General features: G+C 53.5%; 21 protein-coding genes and 1 tRNA gene. 18 read left to right on the top strand and 4 right to left on the bottom strand.

Annotation, left to right across the window (positions count from 1 at the left end; genetic code table 11):
• Positions 1–2 precede the first annotated feature (2 nt).
• Both FKW19_RS07180 and FKW19_RS07175 read left to right on the top strand, forming a co-directional pair.
• The gene (locus FKW19_RS07180) at positions 3–341 is read left to right on the top strand and encodes a BolA family transcriptional regulator (RefSeq protein WP_006115189.1); all 339 of its coding nucleotides are present in this window, start codon (positions 3–5) and stop codon (positions 339–341) included.
• Positions 341–913, top strand: a complete 573-nt coding sequence (locus FKW19_RS07175) for an outer-membrane lipoprotein carrier protein LolA (RefSeq protein ID WP_063353946.1) — start codon at positions 341–343, stop codon at positions 911–913. Before FKW19_RS07180 ends, FKW19_RS07175 begins: the two co-directional genes overlap by 1 nt.
• Here FKW19_RS07175 and lipB read toward each other — a convergent pair.
• The gene (gene lipB, locus FKW19_RS07170) at positions 894–1,595 is read right to left on the bottom strand and encodes a lipoyl(octanoyl) transferase LipB (RefSeq protein WP_089178900.1); all 702 of its coding nucleotides are present in this window, start codon (positions 1,593–1,595) and stop codon (positions 894–896) included. The genes FKW19_RS07175 and lipB overlap by 20 nt on opposite strands.
• A 72-nt stretch (positions 1,596–1,667) precedes the next feature.
• Between lipB and FKW19_RS07165 the strand changes: the two genes are divergently transcribed.
• The 4 genes from FKW19_RS07165 to moaA all read left to right on the top strand — a co-directional run bounded on the left by FKW19_RS07165 (position 1,668) and on the right by moaA (position 5,543).
• A tRNA-Leu gene (locus FKW19_RS07165) sits at positions 1,668–1,754 on the top strand.
• A 335-nt stretch (positions 1,755–2,089) separates the two neighbouring features.
• Complete coding sequence (gene galU, locus FKW19_RS07160) at positions 2,090–2,980, top strand: UTP--glucose-1-phosphate uridylyltransferase GalU (RefSeq protein ID WP_006115192.1); 891 nt, start codon at positions 2,090–2,092, stop codon at positions 2,978–2,980.
• Positions 2,980–4,389 (top strand): phosphoglucomutase/phosphomannomutase PgmG, encoded by a 1,410-nt coding sequence (gene pgmG / locus FKW19_RS07155; protein ID WP_089178901.1) that lies wholly within the window; start codon positions 2,980–2,982, stop codon positions 4,387–4,389. The genes galU and pgmG overlap by 1 nt, the downstream gene beginning before the upstream one ends.
• A 137-nt stretch (positions 4,390–4,526) precedes the next feature.
• Positions 4,527–5,543 (top strand): GTP 3',8-cyclase MoaA, encoded by a 1,017-nt coding sequence (gene moaA, locus FKW19_RS07150; RefSeq protein ID WP_089178902.1) that lies wholly within the window; start codon positions 4,527–4,529, stop codon positions 5,541–5,543.
• Positions 5,544–5,555: 12 nt separating this feature from the next.
• Here moaA and FKW19_RS07145 read toward each other — a convergent pair whose 3' ends face one another.
• Positions 5,556–6,431, bottom strand: coding sequence for a methyltransferase domain-containing protein (locus tag FKW19_RS07145; RefSeq protein ID WP_089179910.1), 876 nt, complete (start codon positions 6,429–6,431; stop codon positions 5,556–5,558).
• A gap of 72 nt (positions 6,432–6,503) precedes the next feature.
• Between FKW19_RS07145 and FKW19_RS07140 the strand changes: the two genes are divergently transcribed.
• The 5 genes from FKW19_RS07140 to FKW19_RS07120 all read left to right on the top strand — a co-directional run bounded on the left by FKW19_RS07140 (position 6,504) and on the right by FKW19_RS07120 (position 10,028).
• On the top strand, positions 6,504–7,271 hold the full coding sequence (locus tag FKW19_RS07140) for a ComF family protein (protein ID WP_089178903.1): 768 nt from the start codon (positions 6,504–6,506) through the stop codon (positions 7,269–7,271).
• Positions 7,272–7,320: 49 nt separating this feature from the next.
• Positions 7,321–7,587 carry a glutaredoxin 3 gene (grxC, locus tag FKW19_RS07135; RefSeq protein WP_035351735.1) on the top strand — a complete coding sequence of 89 codons (267 nt, stop codon included), beginning with the start codon at positions 7,321–7,323 and terminating at the stop codon, positions 7,585–7,587.
• A gap of 20 nt (positions 7,588–7,607) precedes the next feature.
• A complete protein-coding gene (locus FKW19_RS07130) occupies positions 7,608–8,090 on the top strand; it encodes a DUF1178 family protein (RefSeq protein WP_089178904.1) in 483 nt (160 codons plus the stop codon).
• A 131-nt stretch (positions 8,091–8,221) separates the two neighbouring features.
• The gene (locus FKW19_RS07125) at positions 8,222–8,734 is read left to right on the top strand and encodes a DUF2147 domain-containing protein (RefSeq protein WP_006115199.1); all 513 of its coding nucleotides are present in this window, start codon (positions 8,222–8,224) and stop codon (positions 8,732–8,734) included.
• 31 nt (positions 8,735–8,765) lie between these two features.
• Entirely contained in the window at positions 8,766–10,028 is a 1,263-nt protein-coding gene (locus tag FKW19_RS07120) for a lactonase family protein (protein WP_089178905.1), read from the top strand.
• Positions 10,029–10,082: 54 nt separating this feature from the next.
• Here the strand turns inward: FKW19_RS07120 and ubiG are convergent, their stop codons facing one another.
• Positions 10,083–10,823: a bifunctional 2-polyprenyl-6-hydroxyphenol methylase/3-demethylubiquinol 3-O-methyltransferase UbiG gene (gene ubiG / locus FKW19_RS07115; protein ID WP_006115201.1), complete on the bottom strand. Its 741-nt coding sequence runs from the start codon at positions 10,821–10,823 to the stop codon at positions 10,083–10,085.
• Positions 10,824–10,995: 172 nt separating this feature from the next.
• Here ubiG and FKW19_RS07110 point away from each other — a divergent pair, with 172 nt between their 5' ends.
• The 6 genes from FKW19_RS07110 (at position 10,996) to prfA (ending at position 18,319) form a co-directional block, all read left to right on the top strand.
• On the top strand, positions 10,996–12,249 hold the full coding sequence (locus tag FKW19_RS07110; RefSeq protein WP_150150532.1) for an aspartate kinase: 1,254 nt from the start codon (positions 10,996–10,998) through the stop codon (positions 12,247–12,249).
• Positions 12,242–13,324 (top strand): nitronate monooxygenase family protein, encoded by a 1,083-nt coding sequence (locus FKW19_RS07105; protein WP_170315280.1) that lies wholly within the window; start codon positions 12,242–12,244, stop codon positions 13,322–13,324. The genes FKW19_RS07110 and FKW19_RS07105 overlap by 8 nt, the downstream gene beginning before the upstream one ends.
• A complete protein-coding gene (locus FKW19_RS07100; RefSeq protein WP_193561071.1) occupies positions 13,317–14,591 on the top strand; it encodes a RodZ domain-containing protein in 1,275 nt (424 codons plus the stop codon). Before FKW19_RS07105 ends, FKW19_RS07100 begins: the two co-directional genes overlap by 8 nt.
• Before the next feature lie 136 nt (positions 14,592–14,727).
• A complete protein-coding gene (gene ispG / locus FKW19_RS07095; protein ID WP_003623480.1) occupies positions 14,728–15,888 on the top strand; it encodes a flavodoxin-dependent (E)-4-hydroxy-3-methylbut-2-enyl-diphosphate synthase in 1,161 nt (386 codons plus the stop codon).
• A gap of 125 nt (positions 15,889–16,013) precedes the next feature.
• Positions 16,014–17,264: a histidine--tRNA ligase gene (gene hisS, locus FKW19_RS07090; protein WP_162870715.1), complete on the top strand. Its 1,251-nt coding sequence runs from the start codon at positions 16,014–16,016 to the stop codon at positions 17,262–17,264.
• Positions 17,261–18,319 (top strand): peptide chain release factor 1, encoded by a 1,059-nt coding sequence (prfA, locus tag FKW19_RS07085; protein ID WP_063353956.1) that lies wholly within the window; start codon positions 17,261–17,263, stop codon positions 18,317–18,319. The genes hisS and prfA overlap by 4 nt, the downstream gene beginning before the upstream one ends.
• Here prfA and FKW19_RS07080 read toward each other — a convergent pair.
• On the bottom strand, positions 18,316–18,780 hold the full coding sequence (locus FKW19_RS07080; RefSeq protein WP_006115208.1) for a hypothetical protein: 465 nt from the start codon (positions 18,778–18,780) through the stop codon (positions 18,316–18,318). The two genes, prfA and FKW19_RS07080, sit on opposite strands and share 4 nt — an antisense overlap.
• 37 nt (positions 18,781–18,817) lie before the next feature.
• On the opposite strand from FKW19_RS07080, the gene prmC reads away from it, so the two are divergent.
• Complete coding sequence (gene prmC, locus FKW19_RS07075) at positions 18,818–19,696, top strand: peptide chain release factor N(5)-glutamine methyltransferase (protein WP_089178908.1); 879 nt, start codon at positions 18,818–18,820, stop codon at positions 19,694–19,696.
• Positions 19,697–19,825: the final 129 nt, after the last annotated feature.

The following is a 19,825-nucleotide window of genomic DNA, read 5'->3' as shown; positions in this document are numbered from 1 at the left end:
ATATGACCAGTCTTTCAGATTCTTCGGCTCTTTCCAAGGCAGAAGGTGTGCGTATGCAGCGGGTTCGTAATGTTCTGGAAAAAACATTCAACCCCATTGTGTTGGAAATTGAGGATGAAAGCCACCGCCACGCACATCATAAAGCCATGGTCCGCGGTCCAGAGGCAGGCGCCACGGAAACGCATTTTCGGGTGCTTATGGTTTCTGCTGCTTTTGAAGGCGTGAACCGCGTGAATCGCTCCCGCATGGTGCATGAAGCTTTAGCCCCGGAATTTTCCAGCGGTTTGCATGCGCTGGCTCTTACCCTGCGTACACCGCAGGAATCCGAGAAGGTGGCATAATGCGCAAAGGCTTAAAATTAAACCGACGCGCATTTGCCTTGCTGGCCCCTCTGGCGTTGGCAGCCTGCGCGGGACAGGCCATGCAGGGTACATCTGGCGTAAAAAATGCCGATGTTGCGCGCGTAGAAAATTATTTCCGTACTGTGGATCTGGAAAACACCCCGTTTCTTCAAACATGGGCCAATGGCAGCCGTGGGGGTGGGTTAATTACCTATAAGCCCGGATCGTTATACATGCACTATACGGCACCGCATGAAATGGAGCTTCGGGCTTCTGGCCATCATGCTGTGTTTACCGATGCCCAGCAGGGCTCTCAAACCCGTATTGGTCTGGCCCATAACCCGCTGGGGTTGCTTATGGGCAACCCTGTTGTGTTGTCTGGTGAGGTGACTGTTACCAACGTGCAAAAACAACCCGGCGTGTTGCAGCTTTCGCTCACACGCACGGATAATCCTTCACAGGGGTTGGTCACGCTGGTTTTTCATGATGTGGCAAACAGGCTTGCGCTCTCCTCCATCCAGATTGTGGATGAACGCAGGCATGTTATTTCCATCAGTCTGGATCCTGTGTAACGGCCACTTCCTGCAAGGCGGAAGGTACGCTGCCAAATGTGTTGGCCCAGGATTGGGCCAGCGCGTGATCCAGCTCCTGCATGGTGGTGGAAAGTCCTAGCCTGCGAAAGCTGGTTACGCCAAATTCTCTGATCCCGCAGGGCACAATGCCCTCAAAATCCGCCATGTTGGGGTCTAGGTTAATGGCAACGCCATGCCAGCTTACCCAGCGGGAAACACGAACCCCAATAGCGGCAATTTTTTCCTCATTCCCGGTTTTGGGGTCTGTTACCCATACGCCCACGCGGCCTTCGCGCACTTCACCATGAATGCCAAAATGAGCCAATGCGCCAATTACCCACGATTCCAGCGCATGCACATAAGCCCGCAGGTCTCTCCCCGGCACGGGGCCGTGGGGGTGTTGTAGATCCAGCATCACATAAGCAGTCCTTTGCCCGGGGCCATGATATGTCCATTGCCCGCCGCGGCCTGCGTGATACGTGGGGTAGTTTGCAGGGTTAAAAAGGTCTTCTGCTTTGGCGGATGTGCCTGAAGTGTAAAGCGGTGGATGTTCCAGCAACCACACGCGTTCTGCGGTTTCTCCCGCACGTATGCTGCGGGCCATGCTTTCCATGCGGCTGAGTGCCTGAGGGTATGGAACCAGTTTTTTACTGATTTCCCATAAAATCTGTTCTTTTGTCATTGCCGCACGTTCCTGCTTCGGCTATAGGGCTGTTCACCAACGGTATCGCTCTTCTGGTGCCGATTGTCACGTGCGGCCGTGGCGGAATGGTAGACGCGCAAGCTTGAGGTGCTTGTGGGGGAATACCCCGTGGAAGTTCGAGTCTTCTCGGCCGCACCACATTTCTTCAAAAACAAAATTAAATCAGAGCAATAAAATACAGCAGAGTTTTCTGTCTGTTGGGTGCATAGCTGTTCTGCCAGAGTATAATTCTGCATTTTTGTGCATGAATTGTCATATTCACGCCTCTCTTTTCCGGTTTTTAGAATAGGCGCATGGTTTTAGATGTGTAAAATAAAAGCCATGTAGAGTGTGGCCTAAAACACGCACACGCGTTTTTGCGCGTTGGGTGGGTTTTTCTGCATTCTTCAGAGCCGTGTTGTTGGCAGGGGGTTCCTGCGGGCAGGGTGGTTCTAGTGGTTGAGGTTTAACCCGTTTTTTAAGGTGTTGTATTCGTGTCCAAACCCAAGCCTTTACGTAAAGCAGTCCTGCCTGTTGCGGGATTGGGAACGCGCTTTCTGCCCGCAACCAAGGCCATGCCAAAGGAAATGCTGCCTGTTGTTGACAGGCCGCTGATCCAGTATGCGATTGATGAAGCGCGTGAAGCCGGGATTGAAGAGTTCTGCCTGATTACAGGCCGTGGTAAGGACTCTCTTATTGATTACTTCGATATTGCTTATGAGCTGGAAGATACGCTGAGAGAGCGCCATAAGCTTGACTGCCTGAAAGCATTGGAGCCCAGCTCTATTGAGGCAGGTTCTCTTATTGCCGTGCGTCAGCAAGAACCGCTGGGCCTTGGGCATGCTATCTGGTGTGCACGCTCCTTTATTGGGGATGACCCGTTTGCTATCCTGCTGCCCGATGATGTTGTGCAGGCCGCACCCGGCAAAGGCTGCCTAAAGCAGTTGGCCGATGCGTATAATGAAACAGGCGGTAGCGTTGTAGCGGTTACAGAAGTACCGCGTGAACAAACAAACCGTTACGGTATTCTGGATACCGGCAAGGATGATGGCCACCTTGTGGAAGTAAAAGGTTTGGTTGAAAAACCAAAGCCAGAAGACGCGCCTTCCAACTTGTCCATCATTGGCCGCTATGTGCTGACCCCAGAAGTTATGCCGTATCTTGCTAAGCTGGAAAAAGGCGCTGGCGGTGAAGTGCAGTTGACAGATGCCATGGCAAAAACCATTGGGCAGGTGCCTTTCCACGGCCTGCGGTATGAAGGCACCCGCTTTGATTGCGGCAATAAGCTTGGCTTCCTTGAAGCGCAGGTTGCTTTTGCTCTGGAACGACCGGATCTCGCTGATGGCGTAAAGGCGTTTTTGAAAAAATACACAGATAGAGCCTAATGTCTTTTACACATAGGTTTGAAGCTACCAGCCTGCGTGAATACGATATTCGCGGAATTGTCGGTAAAACCCTTTCAACCGATGATGCGTTTGCCATTGGCCGCACTTTTGGCAGTGTTGTGCGCCGCAGTGGCGGCAAAACATTGGTTGTGGGCTATGATGGTCGCCTGTCTTCTCCTTTATTGGAAGAAGCGCTGGTGCGCGGTGCCGTAGCATGCGGGCTGGATGTGGTGCGTGTGGGGCGAGGCCCCACACCCATGTTGTATTATGGGTCTGTTATTCTTAAGGCCGATGGCGCCGTTATGGTAACAGGCAGTCATAATCCGCCTGATCACAACGGCTTTAAAATAACTTTGGCTGGCAAGCCATTCTTCGGTGCCCAGATACGGGAACTGGGTGATCTGTCGGCCAAAGGTGATGTGGTGCCAGAAGAAAAAGGCACCGTAGGCGATGTAGATATTCGTGAAGAATATGTAGAGCGCCTTGTAAAAGATTATGTTGGCGGCCCGCGCAAGCTGAAAGTTGTCTGGGATAACGGCAATAGCTCCGCCGGTGAAGTTCTGGAAATGTTGGTAAAAAAGCTGCCGGGCGAGCACATTGTGCTAAACGCTAAAATTGACGGTACTTTTCCCGTGCATCATCCTGATCCAACGGTTGTTAAAAATCTGGAACAGCTTATTGCCACTGTGCGCGCAAATAAGGCTGATCTGGGTATCGCATTTGATGGTGATGCAGACCGCATTGGCGTGGTGGACAACACAGGCGGAATTCTGTGGGGGGATCAACTGCTTATTCTGCTGGCGCGTGATGTGCTGAAGGCTCATTCAGGGGCCACCATTATTGCCGATGTTAAGGCCAGCCAGGTGCTGTTTGATGAAGTGGCAAGCGCTGGTGGCAAGCCATTGATGTGGCGTACCGGCCATTCGCTTATCAAATCCAAAATGGCGGAAACGGGCTCACCTCTGGCAGGTGAAATGTCTGGCCATATTTTCTTTGCAGATAAATGGTACGGCTTTGATGATGCCTTGTACGCCGGTGTGCGCGTGCTGGATATTGTTGCCCGTATGGATGAACCACTTTCTGTGTTCCGTGAGTTTCTGCCCAAAACCACATCCACTCCGGAAGTGCGTTTTGAGTGTGATGATCATCGCAAGTTCAAGGTGATGGAGGAAGTCGCTGCACGCCTGCGTAAGCAAGGTGCGGATATTTCCGAAATTGATGGTGTGCGCGTAAACACTCCAGATGGCTGGTGGCTGCTGCGAGCTTCCAATACGCAGGCTGTTCTGGTTGCGCGTGCAGAAGGTCGGACGGAAGCATGTCTGGAGCGTCTGAAGGAGGCTGTGGTGAAGCAACTTGAGCTTTCTGCTCTGCCGCGCCCTGATTTTTCAGGCAACAGTTCTGGCCACTAGGTTTTTAGTATAGGTTGTTATGTAAAGCGGGCAGTTCTTTCAGGGCTGCCCGCTTTGCTATCTAAGCAATGTGTTTTTCCGTGACCAACCTTCAAACTGTCGTTTTATGTGGGGTTGGTTTCTGATATAGAGAACCAATGTTGTCCTCTTTAACGGACCCTGCCGGGCGGCGGATTTCTTACCTGCGTGTATCGGTAACAGACCGGTGCGACATGCGGTGCACATACTGCATGGCCGAACGCATGACATTTCTGCCGCGCTCAGATGTTCTGGATTACGATGAACTGTTGCGCCTATGCCGTGTGTTTGTGCGGCACGGTGTGCGCCGCCTGCGTATAACAGGCGGAGAACCTTTGGTGCGCCGTGATATTGGCCCGTTTTTTCAGGAACTGGGCACATGGCTCAAGCATTCAGATAATCGGGGCCAGTTGGAAGAGCTCACTCTTACAACCAATGGCAGCCACTTGGCCCAGTATGCGCAAACCTTGTTTGATGCAGGTGTGCGGCGTGTGAATGTAAGTTTGGATACATTGGATGAAGCCCGGTTTGCGCAAATAACCCGCCGGGGCAAATTGGCGGCTACATTAGAAGGCATACGTGCAGCGCGAGATGTCGGGCTGGCGCTGCGTATCAACACCGTTGCTATGGCCGGTGTGAATGATGATGAATTTGATACGCTGCTGGCATGGTGTGGGGAAATAGGCGCAGATTTGTGCCTGATTGAAACCATGCCAATGGGAGATACGGGGGAAGATCGCACATCTCGCTATTTGCCATTGCTGGATGTAAAAGCTGATTTATCCAAGCGTTGGACGCTTACGTCCATTCCGGATGTTACCGGCGGCCCGGCCCGTTACTTGCAAGTGGGAGAAACCGGCAGAAGGTTGGGGTTGATTACCCCGATGAGCCATAATTTTTGTGCAACATGCAACCGGGTGCGGTTGTCCTGCACAGGTCGGCTTTATACCTGCTTGGGGCAGGAGGATGGCGCAGATTTGCGCAGTCTGATGCGGGCTGGCGCCAATGATGTCGCACTGGAAAAAGCTATTCAGGATGCTATCGCCCGTAAACCTAAAGGGCATGATTTCCTGCTTGGCGCATCGGAAGCTGATGTTTCTGGCCCCCAACGGCATATGAGCGTTACGGGCGGGTAGAAACCTGTTTGCTTATGGTTTGGTTAAAGGATGGGGCTGCTGTTGCAGCACATCATGCAACGAATGTGTAAATTGCCCCGGTGTAAGCGGTTGCGGCTGATTGCCAGAGGGAGACCACGCAGCAAGTATTGCCATATGCAATGGCATGCAGAAGCTTTCTGCTTTTTCATCCTCTAGTTCATACGCAGCGGCAGGAAACAGTAAGCGTGGCGGAATGATGCGAGAGCGTAGGGCAAGCGCATTGGTTTCTCCCGCAGCGCGTAAATCTGCCATCAATGCCCGTAAGGAGCGGTAACGCAGTTCCAGCGTTTCTGTATCCACCACTGGCAACGCAAACCCGGCCCGCTGAAGTAACGAGACACAGCTTTGTTGCGTGGGTAAGGGTGATACGCGGGGTGAAACACCATCGCTTAATGCCAGTTCAGCCATTTCCAACGCCTGCCGCAAAGGTCGCAACGTAGGTAAAATGGGAATACTGGCCAAAAAGAGCCCATCAGGCCGCAGAATAGAGCGGATTTGGTGGAATAAACCCGGCAGATCATTCACCCAATGGAGGGACAGGCTGGCAATCACCAGATCAAAACTGCTGGGGGCAAAGGGGAGGCGTTCTTCATCAGCGCAAAGGCTTGGGGTGGATGCGCAACGTGCCTGTGCTTCTGAAAGATCGCAGGTAATGGTTGGAATATTTCTGCGTTTCAGCCCTTGGCAGATAATGCCCCGGCCCCCAATATCCAGTGCGCTGGAAAATGAACGCATGACATCATCCAGCCGATCCAGCAGAATATCTGCTGCCGCTTCCAATATGGGGGCAGTGGCGTGCTGGGTGCGGGCTGCACGTTCACGGTGCAGCCTTACAGCTTTGCGATCAAAAATTACGGGCACATCCATTTTAGAACATGTGCGTGCTTCCCTGCGGTTTGCCAAGGATAGAGGCCGGGAAATTTTGTGTGAACCCATGAAATGCAAGTGAAAATACGCAAACTGGGCGCGGTTTTGTTGGATATTTTGTATCCGCCAAGTTGCATATTGTGTGGGGCAGACGTGGCGCAGCAGGGGGCAAGCTGCGTTTCCTGCTTTGGTCGCCTACAATCAATTAGCCGCCCATTTTGTGATGCTTGTGCAGCGCCTCAGCCCTCGCAGGAAAGTTTGGGGCATACGGGGTTGTGCGCTGCGTGTGAGCAGCATCATCCTGCATGGCAACATGCGCGGGCGGCTTTTGTTTATACGGCGGCCGCCAGAGATCTAATTTTACAGCTAAAATATGCAGATAGAACAGAAAACGCTCGGTTTCTGGCGCAACGTATGATGCAGATAGGGCAAGATATTCTGCGGCCAGATGTGTTGCTGGTGCCCGTGCCTGTGCATAGGTGGCGGTTGCTCCGGCGTCGTTACAATCAGGCGGCACTGCTGGCGGCTGAAGTGGCGCGCGTAAAGCATTTACAGGTGCAGCCTGATGTCCTTATGCGTACGCGCGCCACAACAAAATTAGCTGGATTTTCCCGCAAGGAACGGCAGCAGGAAATGCAAAGCGCCATTACATTTAGGCCCAAATGGCAGCAAAAACTGCACGGACGTTCTGTTGTGTTGGTGGATGATATGCTCACAACAGGCGCTACAGCTACGGCCTGTGTGCAGGCATTAAGGCAGGCCGGGGTGCTGGATGTCAGTCTTTTAGTGGCGGGGCTGGTGCCTGCGCGGCCAGAAGTTGATATAAACCTTCCAGAATAGATGTGCGGTGTAAAAACCGGACTTACCAAAACACAGAAGGAAAATGTTTATGCCTGAAATCGAAATTTACACGCAGCCGGGATGCCCTTTTTGCATGCGGGCCGTTACATTGCTGGAACGCAAAAAGGTGCCGTTCAAGGAAATTAACGCCCCTCGTGGCACGCAGGCACGTGAAGATGCCATCCGCCGTTCTGGTGGCAGCACAACTGTACCGCAGGTTTTTGTAGGAGATCGGTGCTTGGGCGGATGTGATGATCTGATGTCACTAGAGCGCCAAGGCAAGCTGGATGCAGCTCTGGGCTTGGGTGAAAACTGAAAGGTAGGAGGTAAAAGCGGATGATCTGTTATCAGCTCTGTTGTGCAAATGGGCATACGTTTGAAGGCTGGTATCGGGATAGCACCGCTTTTGCACGCCTGAAGCAGGAAAACCTGTTGAGCTGCGCCATTTGTGGCACGGCTAAGGTAGAGCAGGCCCTTATGGCACCCGCTATTGTAAAGGGCCGCTCGCATCCGAAACAAATGGAACCTTCCAAACCCGAAGCAATGCCACAACAACCCGAAGTGCCACCTGCGCAGCAACAGTCAGAACCCGTAGTGCCAGATAATCTGATAAGCGCTTTGCGCCAGATCAGAGCCGCGGTGGAAGAAAACTGCGAAAACGTGGGTTCCAATTTTGCGGATGAAGCCCTGCGTATTCATCATGGAGAAGCGCCAGAACGCAGTATCTATGGAGATATGACGGCATCAGAGCGCGAAATGCTGGAAGATGAAGGGGTTGATGTGCTGCCGCTTCCGTGGGTACGCAAGACCGACAGCTAATTTTTCTGGGTTGTCGGAACAGTGTTGGGGGTGGCAGGCAGGGGTTACGGTGCCCAAATTAACAGGGCAAACCAGCCGGTTACGTAAAAATTATATGTTGGCAACAGGGCTGGGCGAAGGAGAAAGAGAGCATGAAAAACTTCATGGCGCGCGGCGCTCAAACCGGAATTAGGGCTTTTTTTCTTTCGTCCGTATTAGGCATATCTGCCGCGCTGCTTCCTGCAATTTCTCAGCCTGCTATGGCAGATTCTGTTGCCTTGGGGGATGAAAGCAGCCTGATGGGTTACTGGCTGAGCCAAGACCATGACGGCGTTTTTAAGATAGAAAAATGTGGGGAAACTGTTTGTGGCCGATTGATTGGCTTACGCTACGATGGCACGGATGTTCCCAAGGGGCATGATGGAAAAACCGAGTGTAACCTCTTGATGCTAACGGATTTTCGTCCGCTGAAAGATGAAAAAAACAAGTGGGAAGGGAATATTCTGGATCCCGATAGTGGCCATAAGTATGACGCTCGGATCTGGTCTCCCCAGTCTGGTGTGCTGAAACTGCGCGGTTATCTAGGCCTGCCCATTTTTGGTGAAACCCAGACATGGACACGGTATTCCGGCCCGCCAATGGGGCCTGTCTGCAAGATGCCCTGAGCATACGCGCATTAAGGAGAAAAACAGGATTATGAGCGGCTCGTTTTCGCGTCGTGCTTTCGGGCTGGGTGGTCTGGCGTGTGGTTTTTTGGGAAGCGCCTATGTGCGGGCGGACGATAACACGCCTGTAACCGATACACAGGATGCCGCAACGCCACCACCGCCAGAGCGTATTTTATGTTATGTAGGCGGCTATACGCAGCACGGGCCGCCGGGTGGCAATGGGGATGGCATTACGGTTTTTGAAATGAACCGTAAAACAGGTTCTCTCAACCATCTGAATACATTTACAGATGTTGCCAGCCCTTCTTTTATCGCATTTTCTCCGGATAAGCGTTTTCTTTACGCCGTTAACGAAATCAATGATTTTGAAGGAAAAAACACCGGAGCCGTCACGGCTTTTTCGGTAGATCATGGCACAGGCGCGTTAACAAAGCTGAATACCGTTTCTTCTGGTGGGGCAGATCCGGCGCATCTGAGCGTCCATCCCTCTGGTAAATACGTTATGGTAGCCAACTATACGGGTGGGAACTTTGCACTGTTGCGTGTGCAAAAAGATGGTTCCTTGGGGCCGATGACAACTCTCATCCACAATACTGGCCCACGTATGCCAGATCGGGCTTCGGATAATCCGCCGGGTAACTTTGCAATAAGTGACCACTCAGGCTCTCACCCACATATGATCCATGCAGACCCATCCGGCCGCTTTGTGGCGGTGGCAGATGCCGGGTTGGATAGAATGTATGTGTATAGGATCAATCTGGATACGGGGCGTCTGTTCCCGGCCAAAAAGCCGTTTACCACCATGACAGCGGGTTCCGCCCCGCGGCATTTTCAGTTTTCTGCGGATGGCGCGCGGCTGTACATTCTGTGCGAACAGGATTCCAAAGTTGTGGTGGCAAATTTTGATGCCAAAACAGGAGATATTGCACCGCAACAGGCCGTAAGTAGCTTAACCGCACACTTCCGGGGGAGCACGCTGGCTGCGGGCATTCTGTTCTCACCCGATGAGCATTTTCTTTACGTCTCTAACCGCTTGGGCGATTCTCTAGCTGTGTTTCAGGTGGCGCAGGATGGTGGCCTAACATTGGTGGATGAAATCTGGACGCATGCCGATTACGGGCGGGCGCTCAAATTTGATCCTACTGGCAGCTATTTATACGTGGCCAACCAGCGGAGTGATTCCATCACATCTTTCCGGGTGGATAAAACCACCGGCAAGATTGGCTTTACGTGGGATTTTACACCCATTGGCAGCCCAACCTGCTTTGAGTTTCTGACGCTTCCTGCTTAACATGCTGTGTAAGAAAGCGTCAGAAACACACTGATATTAAAAGTAAATTCTATATCAGTCTTTTTTGAAGGCGGCGATGTAGTTAATGCCCAAGTCCTGCGTTTCTTTCCAGCTGCCAATGCCGGGGGCCATGCCAGAAATGGCAACCATCCGCAGGCCAGCGGCGCGGGCATAGCGCCCCAGTTCGGAAGGCTGGATAAACTTGCGCCATTCGTGTGTGCCAACAGGTAGCAGGCGCAGCAAATATTCCGCCCCAATCTTGCCGACAGCCAAGGAGCGCAGGGTGCGGTTCATGGTAGAAACAATGATTGTGCCATTGGCATCTACAAGCTGAGCCAGCATAACCATAAATGCTTCAGGATCAGTCACATGCTCTATAATTTCTAAAGCCATTACAGCATCAAACTTGGCGTGTTCGGCCACCAGTTCTTCCGCGCTGCCTTGGCGATAATGGAGCGTGCCAGAACCGGCAGGAAGCGGGTTGGCTTCCAGATGCGCCTGTGCAGCGGCAATACCATTGGCCGATGCATCCAGCCCCAATACGTTATATCCGGCTTTTGCCAGGGCTTCACTAGCCAGCCCCGCGCCACAGCCAATATCCAGCACATGCGGCTTGCGTGATTTGCGGCCACGCAGGGGCAGGTGGCGGCTGGCCCATTCAATCCGCAGGCCGTTCATGGCATGCAGGGGGCGCATGGGGCCTGTTGGATCCCACCACTTGTCTGCCAGAGCACTAAAGCGGGCAATTTCCTCGGAAGAAACAGAGGAAGGCGCTTCCTCTCGGGTGGCGTGCATACAACAAATTCCTTTCCTGCTGGTCTCCCCGCTGGACGAAAGGGGGCCGGGAGAGGTATGTGACGCGGCTTGTGAAGCAGCGCAACCGTTCCCATGCGTCTTTTCCGCTATGCAGGTGGCGGGAAGGGCTGGTGCAATGCGTTTTACGGCCTGTTTGGTGGAGAATAAAGCTATGTCCGGTTCCGCACCCCGGATCGTCATGAAATTCGGCGGGACATCCGTGGGGGATCTTGACCGTATCAGAGCCGTGGCCGAGCGCGTCAAAAAACAGAAAGACGCAGGCTGCGATGTGCTGGCGGTTGTTTCAGCCATGGCAGGAGAAACCAACCGGCTGGTTGGGTTCTGTCAGTCTCTTTCTCCTTTGTATGATGCGCGCGAATACGATGCCGTTGTGGCAACGGGTGAGCAGGTAACCAGTGGTTTGCTGGCCATTGCCTTGCAAAAGCTTGGCGTGCCTTCGCGCTCCTTTGCCGGGTGGCAGGTGCCCATTCTTACGGATTCCCTGCACGGCAAGGCCAGCCTCGATTCGATAGATGGCGCGCGTCTGCTGGGCAGCATGGCCGATGGTATGGTGCCGGTTGTGGCCGGCTTTCAGGGTGTTGGGCCAGATGGCCGCGTAACCACGCTGGGGCGCGGTGGCTCAGATACATCTGCCGTGGCGCTTGCCGCTGCCATTAAGGCGGATCGGTGCGATATCTACACGGATGTGGACGGTATTTACACCACAGACCCCAGAATCGTGCCCAAGGCGCGCAAGCTGGACAAAATTACGTACGAAGAAATGCTGGAGCTGGCATCTGTTGGCGCCAAGGTGCTGCAAACACGCAGTGTAGGCCTTGCCATGCGCGAGCGTGTGCGTGTGCAGGTGCTTTCCAGCTTTGAAGATGGCCCCGCAGTTACGGAAGGTCACCTTCCCGGCTCTATGGTGGTGGATGAGGACGAAATCGTGGAAAAGAAACTGGTCACCGGCATTGCCTACTCCCGTGATGAAGCCAAACTGTCGGTTCGGCGTATTCCTGACCGTCCGGGCATTGCGGCGGCAATTTTTGGCCCATTGAGCGAAGCCAATGTGAATGTGGACATGATTGTGCAGAGCACCGGCGCAGATGGCACCACAAACATGACCTTCACCACCAGCAAGACCGATCTGCCACGCGCTATCAGCATTCTGGAAAGCGTGCGCGGCGCTGTGCAGTATGAAGAACTGCAAACAGACCCGGATATCGTAAAGGTGAGTGTGGTGGGCAGTGGCATGCGTTCTCATGCAGGTGTTGCCAGCACCATGTTCCGCACGCTATCTGAACGCTCCATCAACATTCAGGCCATATCTACCAGCGAAATCAAGGTTTCCGTGCTGGTAGCCGCAGAATATGCCGAACTGGCAGTGCGTGCGCTGCACACGGCCTATGGTCTTGATGATGTCTGATATTGCAAGCAGCTTGAATCCCGCTCCAACGTCTGAAGAATGGCAGCGCGCCCGCACGCGGTTGGATAAGTTGTGGCAAAGGGGGACGGATTTTCTGGGTACGCCTTACGCCATTTTGGCTGGGGCAATGTCTTGGGTGAGTGAACGCCACCTTGTATCCGCCATTTCCAATGCAGGTGGGTTTGGTGTGATTGCCTGTGGTGCTATGGAACCAGCCCGTCTGGCTGAGGAAATTGCCGCCACCCGTGCACTGACAGATCGCCCTTTTGGCGTAAACCTGATTACCATGCACCCTCAGTTGGATGAGCTGGTGCAGGTGTGTCTGGATGCCAAGGTGGGCCATATTGTGCTGGCAGGTGGTATTCCGCCCAGCGCCGCCATTAAGGCCGCCAAGGATGGCGGCGCCAAGGTTATTGGCTTTGCCCCTGCATTGGTGTTGGCCAAGCGGCTGATCAAGATGGGTGTGGATGCGCTGGTTATTGAAGGTGCAGAAGCAGGTGGCCATATCGGCCCCGTTTCCCTGACTGTGCTGGCGCAGGAAATTCTGCCGCATATCCAGAACGTGCCGGTTTTTGTGGCTGGCGGCCTTGGCCGTGGTGATGCGCTTGTTTCCTATTTGGAGCAGGGCGCTGCTGGTGGCCAGTTTGGTACACGTTTTGCTGCGGCAGAGGAAAGCATTGCCCACGAAAACTTTAAAAAAGCTTTTGTGCGGGCCAATGCGCGTGATGCTACGACCTCGGTTCAGCTTGATGAACGCTTTCCGGTTATTCCGGTGCGGGCCATCAGCAATGAGGGCGGGCGTAAATTTGTAGCGCATCAGGCCGATGTTATCCGCCGCTTTCAGGCGGGTGATCTTACGCGTGAAGATGCGCAACTGGAAATCGAACATTTCTGGGCGGGTGCCTTGCGGCGCGCGGTTATTGATGGAGATGTAGAAGAAGGCTCTGTTATGGCCGGGCAATCTGTTGGCATGGTAAAATCTGTGCAGCCGGTGGCCCAGATTATTGCTGACCTGATAGATCAGGCCGTGATAGCGCTGATCCGTCAACAACGCCGCATGGATGCTGATGGCTGAAAACGCCCCAAGTTCTGAACAGGAGCAGCCGGCTGCTCTGCCTCCGCTCCCCGATATTGGTACATACGGGGTAGGGGGCGCACTGCGCAAACGCCGCGAACAGCTTGGCTGGTCCTTGGATGATGTTGCCGCGTATCTGCGCATCCGAGATGCATATCTGGATGCGCTGGAAACCGGAAAAGCGGATGTGCTTCCGGCGGAAGTATATACGCTTGGTTTTTTACGGGCCTATGCGCAGGCTTTGGGGTTTGATCCAAACCCTATGGTGGAGCGTTACAGGCAGGAAGCGCGTAACGCCATTCGGCAGCCAGAACTTGTGTTTCCAGATCCGCCGCCAGATCGGCGTATTCCTCCGGCTGTGTCCATTTCTCTTGGGCTTGCTGTTATTCTGGCCAGCTATATAGGATGGTATTACTTTACAGGGCACACGCCACCTGCTCCGGAGCGTGTGCCGCCAGTGGCAAGCCTTCTGCCTGGTGAGCAGACGCATAATGCGCCTTCTCCGCAAGTGGCTTCCATTTTGCCGGATAAAAGTGCTGTTCCAGCACCTTTGCCCCCCTTTGCACAGCCTAAGCCATCAGGCTCTGAACCAGCATCGAACGCGCAAGGTGCGGGGAATGCTTTGCCTGAAGGTACCGTAGCATCGGAAGCAACGCAGCCAGTTGGTGATATTGGTGCAACATCTGCACAAAATCCCCAACAGCCCAACGCGCAAATGCTACCTGCTGCAACGCCAGCGGCTCCTTCTAAGGCGGTTGCTGATAATCAGATCGTGTTGAAGGCGCTTGCTGCCAGTTGGGTGCAGGTAAAGGATGCCAACGGCAAGGTTGTTTACGATCACATTTTACAACCCGATGAGGAATGGAATGTGCCGGTGGAGGGTGGCCCCTATAGCCTGACCGTGGGCAATGCGGGTGGCATTGTTTTGCGTATGGGGGATGTGCTGACAGCGCCTTTAGGGCGCAACGGTGCTGTACGCCGCAAAATGCTGCTAACACCGCAAAGTGTGCGTGATGGTATATTGGCCGCACCTGCCGTGCAAAATAACGTTGCCACACCGCCGATGCATGCAGATGTTGCAGCCCCTACGCCCAATACGGTATCAGAGATACCAACAGATGCGCAGACAGATCTGGCAGCCTCGGAACAGGCGCTTAAGCCCAAGGAAACTGCACCTCGCACACGCCATCGGGCCGCGCCTGTGCAAGCAGAACCAAGCGCTGATGATTTGAATGCGCGCCAGCTTCAGGGCATGGGTTCACACTAGAATGGCACCCTCGCGCGTATTATGTGTAGCCAAATGGCCCTGATTTTGGCAGGAAAACACCAAACGCAATGGAGAACGCCGTGTGGCCGAACACGGCAGCTTCCCTCAACTGTCGTTTTCGACAAAAGGATGTAAAATGAGCGGCTACCGGCCTTACCAGCATATCGAGCGTCGGAAATCTCGGCAGATCCATGTCGGCAAGGTAGCCGTCGGTGGTGATGCGCCGATTTCCGTCCAGACCATGACCAACACCCTCACGACTGATGCACAGGCAACAATCGAGCAGATTCGTCGTGCAGAAATGGCGGGTGTGGATATTGTGCGTGTGTCCTGCCCGGATGAGGAAAGCACCAAGGCGCTGGAAGAAATTGTAAAGGAAGTGAACGTGCCTATCGTGGCCGATATTCACTTCCACTACAAACGCGCTATTGAAGCTGCAAAGGCAGGTGCTGCCTGCCTGCGTATCAACCCAGGCAACATCGGCAGCGCCGAGCGTGTGCGTGAAGTGGTTAAGGCCGCTAAGGATTACGGCTGTTCCATCCGTATTGGTGTGAATGCCGGATCACTGGAAAAGCATCTGCTTGAAAAATATGGTGAGCCTAACCCAGATGCGCTGGTGGAAAGCGCTCTGGAACACGCTAAAATTCTGGAAGATCATGATTTCCGTGAATTCAAGATCAGCGTGAAGGCATCAGATGTGTTCATGGCGGTGGCCGCGTATCAGCAACTGGCAGATGCCTGCGATTACCCGCTGCACATTGGCATTACAGAAGCAGGCAGCAAGCGTGCTGGCACCGTAAAATCCTCTATTGGTCTGGGCAACCTGCTGTGGGCCGGTGTGGGTGATACCATGCGTGTTTCTCTTTCCGCTGCGCCGGAAGAAGAAGTGCTGGTGGGTTGGGATATTCTTAAGTCCCTCGGCCTACGCCACCGTGGTGTTAAGATTATTTCCTGCCCGTCCTGCGCGCGTCAGGGCTTTAACGTGGTGGAAACGGTGCAGACGCTGGAAGATCGGCTGGCACATATTAAAACCCCACTTACCCTGTCCATTATCGGGTGTGTGGTGAACGGCCCGGGTGAAGCCCTGCTGACCGATCTGGGTGTAACCGGCGGTGGCTCTGGCCGCCACATGGTGTATGCCGGTGGCAAGCAGGATCATACCGTGCCTGCGGCAGACATGATCGAACATGTTGTGGAATTGGTAGAAGAGCGCGTTGCTGCTATTCAGGCAGAAGAAGCCAAGGAAAAGCAGGAAGGTAAAGCGCAGGAACTGCCAGACATGGCATCTGCCAACTAAGCATTCAACTTTCTTCCTCTGCTTTGCGCCAAAAGGCGCGGGCAGGGGCAGACGTGCCATTTTAAACAGCAAAAAACACCACGCCAGCCAAGGTGACGGGTGCCGTGGTGTGGGAATATATATTCGTGAGCAGCATTCAGCCCGTAAGAGGAACGCACGACCTTATTGGAGAAGACCAGCGCCGTCATGCGCATGTGGTAGACACAGCGCGCCGGATTGCAGGTGTTTACGGGTTTGATGAATGGGCAACCCCGATTTTTGAAGATACACGGGTTTTCTCTCGCTCTTTGGGGGATACGTCCGATGTTGTTTCTAAAGAAATGTATTCCTTTAGTGATCGGGATGGTGAAAGCCTAACATTGCGGCCAGAAGGTACGGCAGCCATTTGCCGGGCCTTGGTTACCAATGCGCTTACGCAGTCCCTGCCGCAGAAAGTATTTTATGCAGGCCCCATGTTCCGGCATGAACGGCCCCAGAAAGGGCGATATCGCCAGTTTCACCAAATTGGTGCAGAGCTTCTGGGGGCAGCCGAACCCCTGGCAGATGCAGAAGCCATTGCCATGGGGTACGAAGTGCTCAAGGCGTTGGGCATTGCAGATTACGTGACGCTGGAACTGAATACGCTGGGTGATGCTGCCAGCCGTGATGCATGGCGAGATGCTTTGGTAGCGTATTTTTCGGCCCATAAGGATAAATTGTCTGAAGACAGTCTAACCCGTTTGGAAAAGAACCCGCTGCGCATTCTGGATAGCAAGGATGCAGGTGATAAGGTTCTGGTGGCTGATGCGCCCATGATGGCAGAGTTTCTAACACCAGAAGCCCGTACGTTTTGGGATGATTTGCGCAATAAGCTGGATGTGTTCGGCATTGCCTACACTGTAAACCCCAGCATTGTGCGTGGGCTGGATTACTACAACCACACCACGTTTGAGTTCGTCACCAATCGTCTGGGTTCTCAGGGCACAGTGCTGGCTGGTGGCCGGTATGATGGTTTGGTAAAACAGATGGGTGGGCCAGAAGTGCCCGCTATTGGCTGGGCTGCAGGTATTGAGCGCCTGTCTATGCTGCTAGAACAAGTGCCTGCGGCGCCGCGCTCTGTTGTGTTGGTACCTGTTGGCGCGCCTGATGAAAGCGCAGTTGTGCAGATTTTGCAGGGTTTGCGCGGGCAGGGTGTAAGAACAGAAATTGGCTACAAGGGTTCACTGCGTAAGCGTATGGAACGTGCAGGCAAGCAGAACGCCAGCCATGTGCTTTTCCTTGGGGAAGATGAACTGGCCAAGGGTCTGTTTCGTGTAAAAAATATGGAAACAGGGGCCGAACAGGAAGTCTCTCGTGATACGTTGCTTTCCAAAGCGCAAGACGTATTTGCAGCATGAAGTTTGACGAACGACTAGACCAGATTGTCAGCCGCGCTCTGGAGTTGGAAGCGCAGCTAGCAAGCGGGCTAAATGGTGAAGCCTTTACGCAGGCATCACGAGAATATGCTGAAATCGAACCCGTTGTGGCGCGTATCAACGCCCTGCGCGGGGTGGAAGACGGTATCCGGCAAGCTGAGCAGCTTTTAGCAGATCCAGAAATGAAGGAACTGGCAGAAGCAGAGCTGGCTGAGCTGCGTGAGCAACTTCCACATCTGCAAAAAGATGTGCGTCTGTCTTTGTTACCAAAAGATGTGGCAGACGCCCGCAGTGCTATTCTGGAAGTGCGGCCTGCGGCTGGGGGCGATGAAGCCGCTCTGTTCGCGGCCGAACTGTTTGACATGTACCGCCGTTATGCAGACCTAAACGGCTGGCGCTTTACCGTTATGGATTATGACGAAAGCGAGTTAGGCGGCCTGCGCGAAGGTATTGCCGAAATTAACGGCAAAGGCGTGTTTGCGCGGTTGAAGTATGAATCCGGTGTGCATCGGGTGCAACGCGTGCCCGCTACGGAAAGTCAGGGCCGTATCCATACCTCCACAGTTACGGTGGCTGTGCTGCCAGAAGCCGAAGATGTTGATGTAGAGGTTAACGAAACAGATCTGAGGGTAGATGTGTTTCGAGCCTCTGGGGCTGGTGGGCAGCATGTGAATAAGACGGAAAGTGCCGTACGCCTTACCCATATGCCCAGCGGCATTGTGGTTTCTATGCAGGAAGAAAAAAGCCAGCATAAAAACCGCGCCAAGGCCATGAAAATCCTACGAGCACGTTTGTATGAGCGTGAAAGAGCGCAGGCCCATGCCAACCGTGCGGCAGATAGGCGCTCTCAGGTAGGTACGGGGGATAGATCAGAGCGTATTCGCACCTATAACTTCCCGCAGGGGCGTGTCACGGATCATCGTATCAACCTGACACTCTATAAAATTGATCGTGTCATGTTGGGGGAACTGGATGAGTTTGTAGATGCCCTTACGCAGGAAGAACAGGCGGCTCTGCTGGCGGCTGAAGGTTTTTAACTGATAGGTGCTGCACACACGCCAGAATGGCCGGGGTGATGCTCCGCTGCTTCTGGCGCGTTTGGATCAGTTAGAAAGAATTCAGTAAAGTTATCAGACCCCAAGGCATAAAAATGGTGCCCATCGGGGTTGTGGAGCGTGCCATCACTATCTACCTCATGAGTTTCTACCCGTCCTTCGGGAGAGCGGATGGTGATTTCACCGCATAAGGTATAGGTGTGGTCTAACCGCCCCATAGGGGTGGTGACTTTAACCGTTTTTTCCTGATTTTTATCATCCAGCCGGATCACGCTTACAAGTTTGCCATCCAGATAGATGCGTGAAACTTCAGAAATTTCCGTATCTGCCTTGCCGTCTGTTACCGTAAATTCGCCCGCATAGGCGTAAGAAAGGGGCAATGCGGCCATAAGGCCAAGCAGGCAAAAAGTTGTGTTCTGGATACGGCGGAAAAATTGGGGCATTGATGTCTAACCAGATCAATCCATCAAGGTTGCGCGTGTGAGTACAGCAGAAAAAACAATTCCCTGCCAGCCAATAGCGCAACTGTTGCGTGAGGGTACACAACTTTTGGCACAGGCCGGTATTGAAGGCCCGCGGCGGGAAGCGCGATTACTACTTATTCATGCGCTTTCCCTTACACCAGAGCAACTGCTAGCCCGCTCTCCAACAGAGAATGTGCCCAGTGAGCCCTTTTTTTCTTACGTAAAACGTCGCGCTGCACACGAACCTTTTGCCTATATTACAGGCAGTAAAGGGTTTTGGAGCTTGGATTTGGCAGTATCTCCAGCAAGTTTGGTGCCGCGCGGAGATACAGAAACACTTATTACAAGCCTTCTGGAATATCGACCGGATCAGGCATCCGTGCAGAATATTCTGGATTTAGGTACTGGTACGGGCTGTTTGCTGCTGGCTGCTTTGGCGGAATACCCTAAAGCGCGTGGGGTAGGGGTGGATATCAACCCACAAGCCGCCATGTTGGCGCATGCGAATGCCCAGCGTTGTGGCATGCAGGATCACGCATTGTTTATAGCGGCGGAGTGGGATGCCGCGTTGGCTCCAAATGCGCGGTTTGATGTGGTGCTGAGCAACCCTCCCTATATTCCGACTTCAGATCTGGCAGACCTTATGCGGGAAGTGCGCGAGCATGAGCCTGTGCGCGCACTGGATGGTGGGAGTGATGGGTTAAACGCGTACCGCTATCTTTGCGGGCGTCTGCCATTTTTGTTGGCAGATGGCGGGTTGGCTGTGCTGGAAATTGGCATAGGGCAGGAAGAGGCTTTACGCGCCTTGGCAGCTACCAATGCCTTGCGCGTGGTAGATGTAAAAGCAGATCTGGCAGGTATTGCCCGCGCTGTGGTGCTAGAAAAACAGGCGTGAAAAATAACTTGGCTTTATAGGCTTGGGTTGCTACACTACCCAAACTTGCTTCTGTAGCAGATGTAAAAACCTAAAATCACTGCATCAGAAATTAAAGCAGCAAGGGGGCCTTTCATTTGGCAACAATTT

Origin of the sequence: Acetobacter sp. DmW_125128, from assembly GCF_008704325.1 — a bacterium.
Classification (GTDB): Bacteria; Pseudomonadota; Alphaproteobacteria; order Acetobacterales; family Acetobacteraceae; genus Acetobacter; species Acetobacter oryzifermentans.
This window is presented reverse-complemented; position numbering and strand designations above follow the sequence as displayed.